Annotated in this window: 15 protein-coding genes; 9 read left to right on the top strand and 6 right to left on the bottom strand. The window is 64.7% G+C overall.

Annotated features, from left to right (window positions below; all coding sequences use genetic code 11):
* The first annotated feature begins 77 nt into the window (after positions 1 to 77).
* The 6 genes from flhA to BM190_RS09200 are packed head-to-tail and all read left to right on the top strand — an operon-like array spanning position 78 to position 4,812.
* The gene (flhA, locus tag BM190_RS09225) at positions 78 to 2,159 is read left to right on the top strand and encodes a flagellar biosynthesis protein FlhA (protein WP_018318463.1); all 2,082 of its coding nucleotides are present in this window, start codon (positions 78 to 80) and stop codon (positions 2,157 to 2,159) included.
* Entirely contained in the window at positions 2,156 to 2,908 is a 753-nt protein-coding gene (gene fliR, locus BM190_RS09220; RefSeq protein ID WP_018318464.1) for a flagellar biosynthesis protein FliR, read from the top strand. Before flhA ends, fliR begins: the two co-directional genes overlap by 4 nt.
* Before the next feature lie 7 nt (positions 2,909 to 2,915).
* A complete protein-coding gene (locus BM190_RS09215) occupies positions 2,916 to 3,335 on the top strand; it encodes a hypothetical protein (protein ID WP_092253753.1) in 420 nt (139 codons plus the stop codon).
* On the top strand, positions 3,332 to 3,802 hold the full coding sequence (locus BM190_RS09210; RefSeq protein WP_177236980.1) for a rod-binding protein: 471 nt from the start codon (positions 3,332 to 3,334) through the stop codon (positions 3,800 to 3,802). Before BM190_RS09215 ends, BM190_RS09210 begins: the two co-directional genes overlap by 4 nt.
* A gap of 42 nt (positions 3,803 to 3,844) precedes the next feature.
* Positions 3,845 to 4,357 carry a flagellar biosynthesis protein FlgN gene (locus tag BM190_RS09205; protein ID WP_092253749.1) on the top strand — a complete coding sequence of 171 codons (513 nt, stop codon included), beginning with the start codon at positions 3,845 to 3,847 and terminating at the stop codon, positions 4,355 to 4,357.
* Positions 4,354 to 4,812 (top strand): hypothetical protein, encoded by a 459-nt coding sequence (locus tag BM190_RS09200; protein WP_018318468.1) that lies wholly within the window; start codon positions 4,354 to 4,356, stop codon positions 4,810 to 4,812. The genes BM190_RS09205 and BM190_RS09200 overlap by 4 nt, the downstream gene beginning before the upstream one ends.
* Before the next feature lie 365 nt (positions 4,813 to 5,177).
* On the opposite strand, the gene BM190_RS09195 is transcribed toward BM190_RS09200, so the two are convergent.
* A complete protein-coding gene (locus BM190_RS09195; protein ID WP_177236979.1) occupies positions 5,178 to 5,948 on the bottom strand; it encodes a response regulator transcription factor in 771 nt (256 codons plus the stop codon).
* 820 nt (positions 5,949 to 6,768) lie between these two features.
* Between BM190_RS09195 and BM190_RS09185 the strand changes: the two genes are divergently transcribed.
* The gene (locus tag BM190_RS09185; protein ID WP_092253745.1) at positions 6,769 to 7,725 is read left to right on the top strand and encodes a hypothetical protein; all 957 of its coding nucleotides are present in this window, start codon (positions 6,769 to 6,771) and stop codon (positions 7,723 to 7,725) included.
* Between the two features lie 14 nt (positions 7,726 to 7,739).
* On the opposite strand, the gene BM190_RS09180 is transcribed toward BM190_RS09185, so the two are convergent.
* A complete protein-coding gene (locus BM190_RS09180; protein ID WP_092253743.1) occupies positions 7,740 to 8,318 on the bottom strand; it encodes a MarR family winged helix-turn-helix transcriptional regulator in 579 nt (192 codons plus the stop codon).
* Positions 8,319 to 8,975: 657 nt separating this feature from the next.
* On the opposite strand from BM190_RS09180, the gene BM190_RS09175 reads away from it, so the two are divergent.
* Positions 8,976 to 9,863, top strand: a complete 888-nt coding sequence (locus BM190_RS09175; protein WP_092253741.1) for a dienelactone hydrolase family protein — start codon at positions 8,976 to 8,978, stop codon at positions 9,861 to 9,863.
* A gap of 64 nt (positions 9,864 to 9,927) precedes the next feature.
* Here BM190_RS09175 and BM190_RS09170 read toward each other — a convergent pair whose 3' ends face one another.
* Complete coding sequence (locus BM190_RS09170; protein ID WP_092253739.1) at positions 9,928 to 11,196, bottom strand: serine hydrolase domain-containing protein; 1,269 nt, start codon at positions 11,194 to 11,196, stop codon at positions 9,928 to 9,930.
* A gap of 120 nt (positions 11,197 to 11,316) precedes the next feature.
* A complete protein-coding gene (locus BM190_RS09165; RefSeq protein ID WP_092253737.1) occupies positions 11,317 to 12,165 on the bottom strand; it encodes an SDR family oxidoreductase in 849 nt (282 codons plus the stop codon).
* Between the two features lie 146 nt (positions 12,166 to 12,311).
* On the opposite strand from BM190_RS09165, the gene BM190_RS09160 reads away from it, so the two are divergent.
* Positions 12,312 to 13,055, top strand: coding sequence for an HAD family hydrolase (locus tag BM190_RS09160; protein ID WP_092254002.1), 744 nt, complete (start codon positions 12,312 to 12,314; stop codon positions 13,053 to 13,055).
* Between the two features lie 24 nt (positions 13,056 to 13,079).
* Here the strand turns inward: BM190_RS09160 and BM190_RS09155 are convergent, their stop codons facing one another.
* Both BM190_RS09155 and BM190_RS09150 read right to left on the bottom strand, forming a co-directional pair.
* Positions 13,080 to 13,487: a nuclear transport factor 2 family protein gene (locus tag BM190_RS09155; RefSeq protein ID WP_018318475.1), complete on the bottom strand. Its 408-nt coding sequence runs from the start codon at positions 13,485 to 13,487 to the stop codon at positions 13,080 to 13,082.
* 98 nt (positions 13,488 to 13,585) lie between these two features.
* The gene (locus BM190_RS09150) at positions 13,586 to 15,070 is read right to left on the bottom strand and encodes a mannitol dehydrogenase family protein (RefSeq protein WP_177236978.1); all 1,485 of its coding nucleotides are present in this window, start codon (positions 15,068 to 15,070) and stop codon (positions 13,586 to 13,588) included.
* Positions 15,071 to 15,191: the final 121 nt, after the last annotated feature.

Here is a 15,191-nt window from a genome sequence, read left to right as displayed (position 1 = left end):
TCCGCGCCGGCGATCTGCCACCATCCCCGCGTAAGCTTTGCCGGGCAGATTAGGGGTGGACCCTCTGCCGGTGACCCATGGCCGATACGTTAGCTGCTAGCCTGCCGACCCCACGACGATTGGGGGCCGACGCCTTTTTCGCCGGCGGTATCGTGGCCATGCTCACGATCCTGTTCCTGCCGATCCCGCCGATCCTGATCGATCTCGGCCTTGCGTTCTCGATCGCGCTGTCGGCGCTGATCCTGATGGTCGCGCTGTGGATCCAGCGACCGCTCGATTTCTCGGCCTTCCCGACCGTGCTGCTGATCGCGACCATCCTGCGGCTGGCGCTGAACGTCGCGACCACCCGCCTGATCCTGTCGCGCGGCGGGGAGGGCGAGCAGGCCGCCGGCCACGTCGTCGCAGGCTTCTCCAAGTTCGTCATGGGCGGCGACTTCGTCATCGGCCTGATCATCTTCGCCATCCTGGTCACGGTGAATTTCGTCGTGATCACCAAGGGTGCGACGCGTATCGCCGAAGTCGGCGCCCGTTTCACCCTCGACGCCATCCCCGGCAAGCAGATGGCGATCGACGCCGATCTGTCGGCGGGCCTGATCGACGACAAGGAAGCCCAGCGCCGGCGCCGCGAGCTCGAAGAAGAGAGCGCGTTCTTCGGTGCCATGGACGGTGCCTCGAAATTCGTTCGAGGCGATGCCATCGCCGGCCTGATCATCACCGCGATCAACATTTTCGGCGGCATCATCATCGGCGTCACCCATCACGGCCTGACGCTGTCGCGCGCCGCCGACGTCTACACGAAGCTCTCCGTCGGCGACGGTCTGGTGTCGCAGATGCCGGCGCTCATCGTGTCGCTGTCGGCCGGCCTCCTGGTCTCCAAGGGCGGCACGAGAGGATCGGCCGAGCAGGCCGTGCTGCGCCAGCTCGGCGGCTATCCCCGCGCGGTCTCGGCCGCCGCCCTGATGATGTTCGTGCTCGCCTTGATGCCGGGGCTGCCGTTGGCGCCCTTCGTGCTGCTCGGCGGCGTTATGGCCTTCGTCGGCTACTCGCTGCCGAAGCAGCAGGCGGCCTTGAAGCAGAAGGAGGACGCGCGCAAGGCCGACGAGCGCGCCCAGGCCGAGGCCAAGGAATCCGTCAAGGACCAGCTCAAGACCGCCGAGATCGAGCTGGCGCTCGGCGGCCATCTTTCGGTCCATCTGCTGGGCTCGCGCACCGAGCTGGCCCACCGCGTGGCCAAGATCCGCAAGAAGTTCGCCAAGCAGTACGGCTTCGTCATTCCCGAGATCAAGCTCAGCGACAATCTGTCGATCGACCCCAAGGGCTACCAGATCCGGATCCACGACACCCGCGTCGCCCATGGCGAGCTCAGGCTCGGCGAGGTGCTGGTGCTGGTCGACAAGGACGGCAAGCCCGACGTGCCCGGCGAAGAGGTGGTCGAACCCGCTTTCGGCATGAAGGCGCTGTGGGTGACGGAAGCCTTCACGGACGAAGTCAAGCGGCAGGGCTGCAAGCCGGTCGACAATCTGTCGGTGCTGCTCACGCATTTGAGCGAGGTGATCCGGGCGAACCTCGCCCAGCTCTTGTCCTACAAGGACATGCGCGCGCTGCTCGACCGGCTCGATCCCGAGTACAAGCGCCTCGTCGAGGATCTCTGCCCGTCGCAGATCTCCTATTCCGGCCTGCTGGCGATCCTGAAGATCCTGCTGGCCGAGCGCGTCTCCATCCGCAATCTTCACCTCATCCTCGAGGCGATCGCCGAGATCGCACCTCATGTGCGGCGCTCCGAGCAGGTCGCAGAGCACGTGCGGACCCGGCTTGCCCAGCAGATCTGTGGCGATCTCTCCGACAACGGCGTGCTCAACGTCGTCCGGCTCGGCAACCGTTGGGACCTGGCGTTCCACCAGAGCCTGAAGCGCGACGCCAAGGGCGACGTTGTCGAGTTCGACGCCGATCCGCGCCTGATCGAGCAGTTCGCGACCGAGGCCAGCGCCGCGATCCGCAAGTTCACCGAGAACGGCACCAGCGTCGTGCTGGCGGTGACGCCGGAAGCCCGGCCCTATGTCCGGATGATCCTGGAGCGGGTGTTCCCGACCTTGCCGATCCTGTCGCATGTCGAAGTCGCGCGCAGCGCCGAGATCAGGGCGCTCGGAGCGGTGTCGTGATCAGCGGCCTTGCCGACAGCGTGCTGGTGACGTTCATCGTGTTCTGCCGCATCGGCGCCTGCCTGATGCTGGTGCCCGGCTTTTCCAGCGTCAACGTTCCGGCCCAGGTCCGCCTGTTCGTCGCGCTCGTCACGACCTTCGCGCTGACGCCGATCCTGATCGCGGTGCTGAAGCCGCTCACGGACAACGCCGCGCCGCTGACGCTGGCGCTCCTGATCTGCTCCGAGCTCGTGGTCGGCAGCGTCATCGGGCTCGGCGGGCGGGTGTTCTTCCTCGCGCTCCAGACCATGGCGACCGTGATGGCGAGCGCGATCGGGCTCAGCAACATCCCGGGAACGCCGGTTGCCGACAGCGATCCGGCGCCGGCGCTGGTGCCGCTGATCATGGTGTCGGTCACCACGCTGTTCTTCATGACCGACCAGCATTGGCAGGTCCTGCGCGGGCTGATGAATTCCTACGACGTCTGGCGTCCCGGCGACAGGCTCGGCGGCGGCATGGCGCTCGACCTGCTCGTCGGCCGCCTGTCGGAAGCATTTGTGCTGACGCTGCGGATCGCCAGCCCGTTCATCGTCTATTCGGTGATCGTCAACCTGGCGGTCAGCCTGATCAACAAGCTGACGCCGGCGATTCCGGTCTATTTCATCTCCGTGCCCTTCGTGCTGTTCGGCGGCTTCCTGCTGCTCTACCTCACGAGCGACGAGCTGCTGACGCAATTCATGCTCGGCCTCTCGTCCTGGCTGGCGGAGTGATGCTGTGATGACGTCGCGCGCGGACAAGCTCGGCCGGATGGTTTCGCTGGTGAAGCTCCAGCTCCGGCTGTCCGAATGGCAGCTCGCGCAGCTGCGGCAGCAGGAGAGAAGCCTGCGGGACGAGCAGGAATGGCTGGTGGGAGCCCTGAATGAAGGGAAGCCGCCGGCGGGATCGTCGAGCGATTCGATCGCGCGGCGCTTGAACAGGACGAGCGTCGGTGCGCGCGCGATCCAGACGCAGGCCGCGCAGCAGCTCGACCAGGTCCGCGCCGAGAGCCGCCGCGTGAAGCAGCTCGAGCAGGTCGCGAAGGCGGCGCTGGCCGACGAGCTCCGTGACGCCGAGAAGCGCTCGCTCGAGGAGATGACGGGAATAAGCCCAGCCGTGCGCGCGTGGACGCCACGGCCAGCCAATCGGAACAAGCCATGATCGTGACCGCGACGCCCGACCTCGTTCTCGACGTCCTCGAGGCCGCCGATCCCGTGACCCAGCGCGCGGCGACCGCGAAACTCGATGCGCTGAAGTCCTCCGATGCCGACTTCGCCGCCACGATGGACGCGGAGGCCGGCAAGGCGGCTGCCGAGCAGACCGCGACGAAGGTTTCCGAGGCGCAGTCGGATGTGGTGAACGGGGCGCCGGTGCGGATGATCAAGGCGCCGGCATCCGGCGAGGTGTACCGGAAGTTCGAAGCTTTCATCCTCCAGACCTTCGTCGAGACGATGCTGCCGAAGGAATCCGAGCAGGTCTTTGGCAAGGGCACGGCCGGCGGCGTCTGGAAGTCGATGCTGGCGGAGCAACTCGGCAGCCAGCTGGCTAAGGGCAACGGCATTGGCATCGCCAAGCAGCTGGCCGCCGCCAATCCAGCGGGGCCGAACGGTGCCGGCAAGGCCGGATGAAGATCCGCGAACGGGTGACAGAAGTTGAAGGGTGAATTTCCTATGCAGGCACAAGACAGCGCGGCGGCCATGGTGATCGAGCAGCCGGTCGTGGATACCGGGGTGATGACGACGGAAGCAGCAGAAGCCGATGCGCTGCTGCCGGTGCTGCTGCCGATCATGAGCGGCGAGGCCGTGGTCGACGGCGCGGATGCGGCGAGATCGGATGAAGTGCGCGGCCTGCTGGCAGCGATCCGCCGGCTCGAGAGCATCGTCGAGGAGGAGACGGTCGCGCTCACGACGCGTCAGAAGATCGATTTCGACGACTTCAGCGCGCGGAAGAGCCGGAGCATGCTCGAATTCGTCCGCCTGATGCGGGCGCGGATGCATCTCGGCGGCGACGTCGAGGTCACCGAGGAAATTCGGCGGCTGCGCGAGAAGCTCGAGCGGAATCGCTCGATCCTCGAAATGCACTACGACGCGGTGCGCGAGGTCGCGGGCATCATCGTCAAGGCGATCAAGGAGGCCGAGTCGGACGGCACCTATACCGGCCGCGCAGCACAGGACGGAAAATGATCAGACTGGTGCTGGCCGGGCTCTGGGTATGCATCCTCACCGCGGGCACGAGCTATGGCGTGGCCTATTGGAAGGAGAACGGCAGCCTGCTGCCGGCGAAGGACGAATATCTCGACGGCCTGCAATACCAGAAGACCCGGGCATTGAGCGTGCCCATGGTCGAGAACGGCAATGTGCAGGGCTATATCGTCGCGCGCTTCGTCTACACCGTGGAGGCGCGGACGATGCACCAGCTCAACGTTCCGCCGGAGCCGTTCGTCGTCGACGAGGCCTTTCGCAGGATCTATGCCGACGACCGTCTCGACTTCAGGAAGCTCGCCCGCTACGACCTCTCCATCCTGACGGCCGCCATCAAGCAGCGCGTCAACGAGCGGATGCAGGCTGACGTCGTCCAGGACGTCCTGGTCGAGGATTTCAATTACGTCTCCAAGGAAGAATTTCAGCAGAAGCCGTAGAACGTGATGCAGGGGCTATCGCATTTGGCGCTTTGCGCGAGCTGAGCGCGCGCCTCGTCCTTCGAGATGACCGCTTCGCGGTCTCCTCAGGATGAGGCTAAGCGGGCATCGACACTCGTCAAAACTGGCGCAACGCTCTCGGTCCTCATCCTGAGGGCCCGCCAACGGCGGGCGTCTCGAAGGATGGCCACAGGCGAAATCGCGCCCATATGCGATTGCCCTGCTCACCAGGGGTAGGGGAACGCAGCTCCATCGGGGCACTCGTAGGGCTCATCCCATCCGTCTCCCGCCCCGAACGTGCAACGGCCTCTGCGAAGCTGCTTCGCAGAGGCCGTTGTTGGTTTCGCCCGCAGGCTTGTGCCGTGTCAGTTGTTGACCGGATAGGCGGCCGGGACGGCATGCGCCCTGTTCAGGATGATGCCGACCTCGTCGAGCTCCCGCATCGGCACGTCGAGGGTCTCGCCGGCCGGGATGTCGAGGCGGTAGCCGACGTAACGCCGGGCCACGATCGCATCGAAGCCGAGGCGGTCGCGGAGCTTCTTGCGCAGCTTGCTGACGTGGCTCTCGATCACGCTCTCGTCGAAGGTGGACTCGAAGATGCCGTAGACCGCGTTGAAGATCTGCGTCTTGGTGATCCACTTGCCGTGATTGCTGACCATATACTCGAGAATGCGCAGTTCGCGGCGGGGCAGGGTGAGGGCGTGGCCCGCGATCTCGGGGTCACGGCCGTTGAAGAAGACCTGGATCCTGCTCTCGCAGGGCCTCGGCAGCTCGCCCACCCGGCGGCGCGCGATCGCGGCCGTTCGGGCCAGGATCTCGCGCAGGTGGATCGGCACGTGCACGACGTCGTCGACGCCCGACTCGAACAGCTCCAGCGTGTTCTTGAGCATCTTCTGGCCGCTCATGGCGATGATGGGAGCCGAGGAACGCTTGCGCATCGCCCGCGGCAGGCTTCCGCGGGCATCGCAATCCCCGAGGAGGAAGGCGTCCACCGCCGCCAGATCCGATTCACTGGCGGATTGCAGCCAGTCCCAGAATTCTCCGGAGGAGAAGCCGATCGACGATACGCCTTCGCGAACGAGCCCTCCGACATAGCTGTTCGCGACGCTCTCGCGATCATCAACGATAATATACATCAGTCTTTCGCCCCTGTTTCGCACCTGTCGCGGCCGGTTGGTTGTTGTGATGCCCGGCTCGGCAACGATGCTGTTTGACGACATTCCTTCCCGCGAACCGTTGTTATGGTTTCGATATTCGCGGGCAGCCCTACGCATTCAGTGCCTGCGTCTCGCAGGCCTGTTACTTCAACTCGATACTGAACGCTTACTGCGTGAGGCCCGGCGGGTGTCTTACGGATCACCTCGCGGGGCGGATTGAGAAACGACCTAGAACAGTTGCGCCAAGTTGCTCATCGCGTCCGAACGCCACTGAATCTGTGTCGATCTCCTCGCCAACTGGCGAGAATCACTTGAGTAGGACCGTAACAATTGCCGATTTCCGATCAAGCGTGCGTAACAAAGCGATTGCTACGTGTGCTTGATGCTGTTGGTTTGTTTCGGGTTGTTTCTTGATATATTCAAACGCATCAGTTGATTTGGAAACTAAACTAGTTCTGCATCGTGATGGGTCTAAGGTTCCGCATCCCCGTACAATCACAGCTATTTTAGGTGGTGTGGGGGATGAGGCATACCGAGGGGTTTTCAACCCGGGATTGACTCTCATGGGAGTGTTTCCCCATGCGACAATTCGACTCACGTGTGGCGGCGAGACTCCAGCTTGGCGAAATCTTGGCGAGTGTGTGTCTTTCGAGTCGCACTCTCGCCACGTGCATGACGCGATTGACTCATGTGACGTCGCATCGCGCGCGATGGAAAAGTTTTCGATGCGCACGTTTCAGGCAAGCTTCGGCAAATAACGTCACCGTTCGACAGATCGAACCGAACGGAGCATTTTCACATGTTGTCCGATGGACAAGCTCGTCCCAACGCGACCGCTGATGTTTCCGCGACGACGAAGCCGACTCTCGAAGCACGCGATACGAAGGACGATATGGCGCGAGCGCCCAGGCCCGCTGCGGGCGCAAAGCGGGCATCGGCCGCGGCAAGCGATGAAGCTCTCGCGAAGGAGGCACTCGAGGGGCTGAAACGTATTCGCGCCAAGGCGCGTCTCGACAAGATGGCGATCCCCAAGCCCGCGCCGACAGTGATCAAGCCGGCCGTGATCGTCGCCAAGCCCGCGCCGCCCCGTCCGACATGGGTTGCGCCGCTCGCAACATTGGCGGTCGCCGCCATGTTGGTGGTCTGCGCCTGCACCGGCGTGATCGCCTATCTCACCACGCAGCCCGCCCAGAACAACGTTGCAGCCAATACGGAGATCAGGAATCTGCGCGAGACCGTCGCGCATCTGCGCAAGCAGGTGTCGGGCGTGTCGGAAAATCTCGACGGCCTGCGCACCGCGGTGGATCAATCGAGCAAGGCGACCAATGACCGTTTCGGCAGGTTCGCCGAGAATTTGGACCGTATCGAGCGGGTGAGTTCGTCCTCGACAGTGAAGCTCGACAAGCTCGCTCAAGCACAGGTTCAGACGCCGGCTCCGGCGCCGGCCATGGTGCAATCGCAGCCCTCGCCACAGCAAGGATCGATGCTGGCCTCGGCCGCAGCACCTGAGTTCACGGGCTCGGTGTCTCCGTCGGAGCGCGCGCCGGCGCCGCGGAAGGTGATCAAGGGCTGGTCGGTCCGCCAGGCCTATGAAGGCATTGCGATCCTGCAGGGTCCGAACGGCGTCATCGAGGCGGTGCTGGGACAGCAGGTGCCCGGCCTTGGCCGCATCGAGGAGATCAGGAGTGAGAACGGGCGCCTGGTGGTGGAGGCGAGCGGCGGTGTCATCTATTCGTCACGCAAGGCGACGCCCTGATCGAGGGCTGTCCTCTATTGGCGGTGATGCTCGAAGCTGGTGCATAGCAGATCGACCTCCGCTTCCGCGATCGGCGAGCGAAACAGGCGGCAGCTGAACTCGGCCGCTGCCTTGCTGTCGGTGGTGGTGCGCTCCTCGCGGAGGAAGATGCATCGCTTGCAGACGTCGGTGTGGTGCCGCTGCTCGGCCGCGTCCGACTGATCCAGCACGTGCCGGAACGTGTCGCGGAAACGGATCTTGACCTCGTCGTCGAGGACGGCAATCGCCTCGATGAGAACACTGACGGGGTCGCGTACCAGGAACTTCTTGCCCTGCTGCGTCACGCTCAGCATCACCGAGCGCTTGTCGGTGGCCGAGCGTTTTCGCTCGATGTAACCCAGCCGCTCGAGCTCCCCGATGATGAACGAGGCAGTGCCGCGCGTGGTGCCGACGTAACTTGCGAGCGCCGAAGGCGTCCGGGAAAAACGGTTGGCGCGGGAGAGGAAGCGCAGCGCCATCCACTCGCGGTCGCGCAAGCCGTGCTTGGTGCCTTCGAACCACAGGATTCGTGCGACTTGCTCCAACAGTTCAATCGATTCGCGAGCCAAATTCATTTCAATTCCAGATCGGATAAAGCTTTATTCAATTGAGCCTTGGGGTGCGCAATCTGTGTGGACGAGAATGAAGTCCTCGCGTGACCCTTGGTCCGTTGCCGGACGGCGGACCGCGCGTGGGGAAGAAGCTCTCGTTGCAGAGATGGAACTTCCGGCCGTGGAACTAGGGCGTCACAAAGAAAGTTCGAGTAAATCGCACGGCTCAAGTCCGCTGAAAATTTCAATCAAATGACGACGGCTCGCACGTGATTGACGGTGATGTGCCGATGCGCGAGCAACATGATGTGTCATTATTGCCGCTGCGGTGTCCATTTGTTGCGGGTGAGCGCGTCGAATGCGCGCACATGCGCATCAGCCGCGGCAATTGGCGGTGCGGGCAGCCGTGAGAGAACCGTCTTTTTCGGTTAATGGATGTTGCGATGCAGTGCAGCTAGACGGTTAAGTCCGGCGCACGAGCGATGGGAATGTCAGAGTGTCGTTTGGACTCGAAATAGTCAGCGCCATTCAACGTCGTGCAGCATTGGCAGCCACGGTCGCCTGGCACGGTCTGGCCTGAAAGCGCGCGTGCTCGCAGGCTGGTGATTTGCATCTCGCCGGCAACTATTGGCGAATGCGTCGCCCCCGGGGGCATCAGTACAGGCAGCAAGGGATAGACCGATGAGCTTCGAAACCACCATGACATCCGACGTCGTCGGGTTGACGAAAGCCGCCCCGGTTTCGCGCCGCGGATTCATGAGCGCCACCGCGGCCGTCGCCGCCGGCTACACGCTTGCGGCCGGGCCCGTGCGCGCCGAGGCGATCACGACCGACGCCAATGGTCTTCAGGTCGGTGACGCCAGGATCAAGGTCGGCTCCGAAGAGATGCCCGTCTATTTCGCCCGTCCTGCCGGCAATACCAAGGTGCCGGTGATCATCGTGGCGATGGAGATCTTCGGCTTGCACGAATACATCAAGGACGTGACGCGGCGCCTCGCCAAGCTTGGTGCGTTCGCAATCGCGCCTGACTATTACTTCCGCAAAGGCATCGATCTGACCAAGGTCGCCGAGGTCAAGGATCTGTTGCCGGTGGTCAATGCCAAGCCGGACGCGGAGCTCATGTCCGATCTCGACGCGACGGTGGCATGGGCAGGATCGCAGGGCGGTGACACGGTCAAGCTCGGCATCATCGGCTTCTGCCGGGGCGGTCGCACGGTCTGGGAATATGCCGCCCACAGCGGCGCGCTCAAGGCCGGCGTCGCCTTCTATGGCACCTTGGTCGACCCCGAAAATCCGCTGTTGCCGAAGAGCCCGATGCAGCTCGCCCCCGAGATGAAGGCGCCGGTGCTCGGCCTTTATGGTGGCGCCGATACCGGCATTCCCGTCGCCCAGGTCGAGCAGATGAAGGCCGCGCTCGAGCAGAGCAAGAAGACGGCCGAATTCAAGATCTACCCCGAAGCGCCGCACGGCTTCCATGCCGACTACCGCGGCAGTTACCGCAAGGACGCCGCGGAAGATGCCTGGAAGCAGGCGCAGGCCTGGTTCAAGAAGTACGGCGTGTTGAGCTGAGCGCTGGGTCAGAACAAAAGGGCGGCCCGATCGGCCGCCCTTTTTCGTTCAGTGCGCGCCGATCTCACTTCACCATCGCACCATAGACGATGTCCTGAACCTGCTCGCGATAATACTTTCTGAGCTCGCCCGGCGCAGCCGTTCCCACCACGACGACGAGACGCTCCTTCGGGTCGCAGAAGAATTGCGTTCCGTAGGCGCCGTTCCAGGTGAACTCGCCGGGATTGCCGGGGACCGACGACAGCCCTTCGCTGGTGCGAACCGCGACCGAAAGGCCGAAGCCGAAGCCGCCGCGATGCGGCTCGACATTGGCCACGTTGTTCTTGATCTCGGGGCCAAGATGGTTGGTCGTCATGTGATGCACGGTCTTCGGACCGAGGATGCGCTGGCCGTCGAGCTCGCCGCCGTTGAGCAGCATCTGCCCGAAGCGGGCGTAGTCGCCGACCGTCGCAAACGAGCAGGCGCCGCCGCAGTCGAACTTGGTCGGGGTGTCGAGCAGCTTGATCGCCTGCGGCTTGCCGGTCAGCGGATCGTTGGCAAACGGGCGGGCGAGGCGAGGGCGCTGCGCGTCGGTCGGATGGAAAGTCGCGTCCTTCATGCCGAGCGGCTGCCAGACATTGGCGGCGAGATACTCGCCGAGCTTCTGCTCGCTCACCTTCTCGACGACGGCGCCGAGCACGTCGATCGAAAAACCGTATTCGAACTCGGTCGAGGGCTGATGCGCCAGCGGCAGCTTGGTGATGCGGTCGATGAAGGCCTGGGTGTCGCCTTCGATCGCGGGCGCGACGCCGTCAGGATATTGCCGGGCCACCGGGCTCGAACTGTCTGGCCGGCCGCCATACATCAATCCGGAGGTGTGCCGGTAGAGATCGTGGATGAAGATCGGCGAGGCCTGCGGCTCCAGCTTGAGCGAACCGTTGGCCTCGGTCACGCCGACCTTCATGTCGGCAAAGCCGGGATAGTAATCGGACAGCTTGGCCTGGAGGGGCAGCCGACCCTGCTCCATCAGCGTCAGGCCCGCGACCGCGGCCATCGGCTTGGTCATCGAGGCCAGCGCGAAGATCGCATCGATCGGCATCGGCGTGCCCTTGTCCGGATCGAGCATGCCGTAAGCCTTGTAGTGCACGAGCTTGCCGTCGCGCGCGATGGCGACCACCGCGCCGGGGACGCGCTTGGCGGCGATCTCGCGAGCGAAGAAATTGTCGAGGCGCGCAAGGCCCTGACTGGAGAAGCCGACATCGTCGGGTTTGGCTTCGGGCAGCGGCGCGGCGATGGCCGTGCTGAATGTGATGACGGCAGCCGCCGCCGCGATCATGGCGATCGTCTTGTTCATTATGTCCTCCCGCACGAGCTCGTTGTGTGAGCGGCTCGTTGCACGCCTAGATCACGACTGCACCGGCGCGAAGTCAAGCGCGGGCAAAGCATGTCTGGGACGCGCCGGGACGCCGGAACCCTATCGTGCTTCGCCTGCATGCCACAGCGCATCGAGGCCGTGCCGATAGGTCGGGTGGACAAGCGTGACGCCGAGCTCGCGCTTTAGTCTCGCATTGGAGACGCGGGCGCTGCTGGCATAGAAGCTGCGCGCCATCGCCGACATCTCGGCGGTGGCAAACGCCTCTTCCGGCGGCGGCGCAACGCCCATCAGTTTCGCCGCATAGGCGATCACGTCCTGCGGCGGTGCCGGCTCGTCGTCGCAGACGTTCCAGGTCCCGCCGCCCCTGTGCTGAATCGCGGCCATGATCGCGCTCGCGATGTCGTCGACGTGGATGCGGTTGAAGACCTGGCCGGGCTTGATGATGCGACGCGCCGTTCCCGCTCGAAATGTCGCCAGCGCGTTGCGGCCGGGGCCGTAGATGCCCGCAAGCCGCAGGATCGCGGCATCGCCGTGCGCAATGTCCATCCAGGCCTGCTCGGCAGCAATCCGCATGCGGGCGCGGTCGAGCGTTGCCTGCGGCGGGGTACTCTCGTCGACCCAGCCGCCGCCGTGATCGCCGTAGACGCCGATGGTGGAGAGATAGACGATCTTGCGGCGGCCCGCCGCCAACACGTCGCCGAACGCCGTGATGGCGGGATCGCCGCCGCTACCGGGCGGGATCGACACCACAAGGACGTCGGCATCGCGGACCTGCTCGGTCGTCTCGCGTGCGAGGGGCTCGCCGGAGAAGGCGTGGACCTCGATGTCGGCAAGGCCGTTCCGCTGCGCGGGATCGCGCACGGTGCCGGCGATATGCGAGAAGCTGCCGCGATGTTTGCGGACGAAATGCCGGGCACTATAGCCGAGGCCAAGGATGAAGAGCCGCATGCGTCTCCCGTGCAGGTCGAAAGTTCCCGTCCGCGCCGTCGCGCGTCGTTTGCTCATAAGAGATTTTTGGGTCCGGCAAAAGATATTGCGATTTGTCTCGCCTTCTGCCTCGGGCGATGTTCGCCTGTCACAGGGAGGCATCGATCATGCAGGCAGAGGCGCTCGCTTTCGCCCCGGCGGATGCGCTGATCCGGCGCGCGGCCGCGCTGATCTTCGACGTCGACGGCACCCTGGCCGAGACGGAGGAACTGCATCGGCAGGCCTTCAACCATGCCTTCGCCCGCCACGGTCTCGACTGGCAGTGGGACCGCGCTCTCTATAAGGACCTGCTGCGGGTGACCGGCGGCAAGGAGCGCATGCGCGCTTACCACGAAAGATTAGGGATCAGCCCGTCATTGCCGGACGAGGCCATCGCCGCGCTTCACCACATCAAGACCGCGCACTATGCCGGGCTGATCGAGACCGGTTGCTGTCCCTTAAGGCCGGGCGTGACGGAGCTGCTCGCTGCGGCGAAGGCGCGCGGCCAGCGGCTGGCGATTGCGACCACGACCTCGCACGGCAACATCGATGCGCTGCTGTCGCAGGCGCTGGGGGCGAACTGGGCTGCCGAGTTCGACGCCATCGTCGCCGGTGACGATGTCAGGCACAAGAAACCGGCACCGGACGTCTATCTGGAAACGCTGGCGCGGCTGCAGCTCGGCGCGGCCGACTGCGTGGCAATAGAGGATTCCGCCAACGGGCTGATGGCGGCCTCACGCGCCGGCATTCCGGTTCTGATCACCCGCAGCATGTTCTTTGCGGATGATGATTTTTCCGCGGCGCGGGCCGTGCTGGATGACCTGTCGGAACTGGCCAAACTAGAAACTGAAAAACAACCCCATGCACAGTAGATCACGCTCGTGTGTCCGCCGCGTTCAGTGGACCCGGTGGCTCGTTCTATCGTCTTCAGCCTGCTCGACAATCTGCGCGATCGGGCTCGACTGATGGTGCACCAGGCGCCACTCGTCCCCGACGCGGCGAAAATGGTTCGCGGCGGCCAGGGCGGTGCCGTCGACGATCTCGATGCAGAGCACGCGGGCGCTATCGCCGTCGACGATGACCTGCGGCTCGGCGCAGACGATCTGCGGCCGCTCCGGGCTTTGCAGGATGTCGCGCCAGCTTCCGATCACCGTCGCGCGCCCGATGATGGCCGGCCAACCGGGATGGATGCAGGAGATCCCGTCGTCGTCCGCCCACATCCGTTCCATGCCGTCGAAGTCGCCGGTCGAAAACGCGGCGTAAAAGGCCGCGTTGGCGGCGATGATCTTGCTGTCCTTTGCCATCGCTCTCGGGTGGGGCAAGGACAGGCAAAAATCAAGCGCGACTTCCGTTCGACCTTGTGTCCGATTTAGACCGCAGTGCAGCATTGCCCGCTCAGTGGTCAGGCCGAGACGAGCGTCTCCACGGCCCGCCGCGCACCTTCCGTGTAAAGACGGCCGAGCGCCGTGGTCACGGCCTCGCGCAGGCGCGGATCAGCACCCAGCGGCCCGAACACCTTCTGAACCCCGAGCAGTGCAGGCGCGAGCCGCTCGGCAACAGGCCCCGCCTCGCGCGCCAGCGCGGCGAATTCGGCGGCAAGGGGATCGCGCACGTCGATGGTGCGACCCTGCTCGTCGAGGCCGCTGACATAGCGCATCCAGCCGGCCACCGCGAGCGCATGCGTTGCGATCGGCAGGCCCCTCGCGAGGCGATCCTGCATCGCGCCGAGCAGCCGCTGCGGCAGCTTCTGCGAGCCGTCCATCGCGATCTGCCAGGTGCGGTGATGCAACGCCGGATTGGCAAAGCGCTTCAGCAGCGAGGCGCGATAGGCAGCAAGGTCAGTGCCCGCAGGCATCGTCAGCGTCACCGCGGCCTCCTCCATCACCTGTGCGGCAAGCCGCGCGAAATGCGGATCCGGCATGGTGCCGGCGATGGTCTCGTAGCCTGCGAGATAGCCGAGATAAGCCAGCGCCGAATGGCTGGCGTTGAGCAGCCGCAGCTTCATCAACTCGAACGGCTTGACGTCGGCGACGAGCTCGACGCCCGCTGCAGCAAGGTCGGGCCGGCCCGCGGTGAAACGATCCTCGACCACCCATTGCGTGAACGGCTCGGTCATGACAGGCCAGGCATCGCGCATGCCGAGCGCGTTCGCGACCGCATCGCGGTCGGCATCATTCGTCTCCGGAACGATACGGTCGACCATGGTTGAGGGGAAAGCGGCATTGTCCACGATCCACTTGCCGAGTTCCCTGGAGCGGAGCGCGGCGAACTGCGTCACGATCCGCTGCACGGTGTGGCCGTTGGCGGCGAGATTGTCGCAGCACAGCACGGTGAACGGCGGGGCCCCCAGCGCGCGCCGCCGCGCCAGCGCAGCGACGATGAAGCCGGGCGCCGAGCGCGGCGCGTCGAAATTGTTGAGATCATGCACGATGTCAGGATGCCGCTCGTCGAGATCGCCGGTCTGCGGCGTGTGGCAATAGCCCTTCTCGGTGACCGTCAGCGAGACGATACGAATGGCGGGATCGACCATCCGCTCGACCAACGCTGCCGGGCTTTCGCGTGCGACGACGCTGTCGAGCAGCGCGCCGATGACGCGGTGCTCGGTGCCTTCGGCGGCGCGCACGGCAACGGTATAGAGATGATCCTGCGGGGCGAGGGCGTCGCGCGTATCCGGGCTGCGCAGGCTGGCGCCGACGATGCCCCAGGACGCGGCTCCTGCGGCAAGACAATCGTCGATGACGACGGCCTGATGCGCGCGATGAAACGCGCCGAGGCCGAGATGCACGATGCCGGGCGTGATGCGCGACCGGTCGTAGGCCGGGCGGCGGACAGCTGGCGGCAGCCGGCCGAGATTGGCGCGGCCAAGGCGCATTGAACCTGGGCGCATGGACGTCTCCCCTTTGCTTTGCCGCTGCTTGACATGGCGCCCGTATCAGGTCAATGCTCCGGTCAATTGGTAAGACCAATTTTCCAAAATTGGCGGGCCGCGGGCATTTCGAGTGCCCCGC

The organism is Bradyrhizobium sp. Rc3b, from assembly GCF_900114915.1.
GTDB lineage: Bacteria > Pseudomonadota > Alphaproteobacteria > Rhizobiales > Xanthobacteraceae > Bradyrhizobium.
This window is presented reverse-complemented; position numbering and strand designations above follow the sequence as displayed.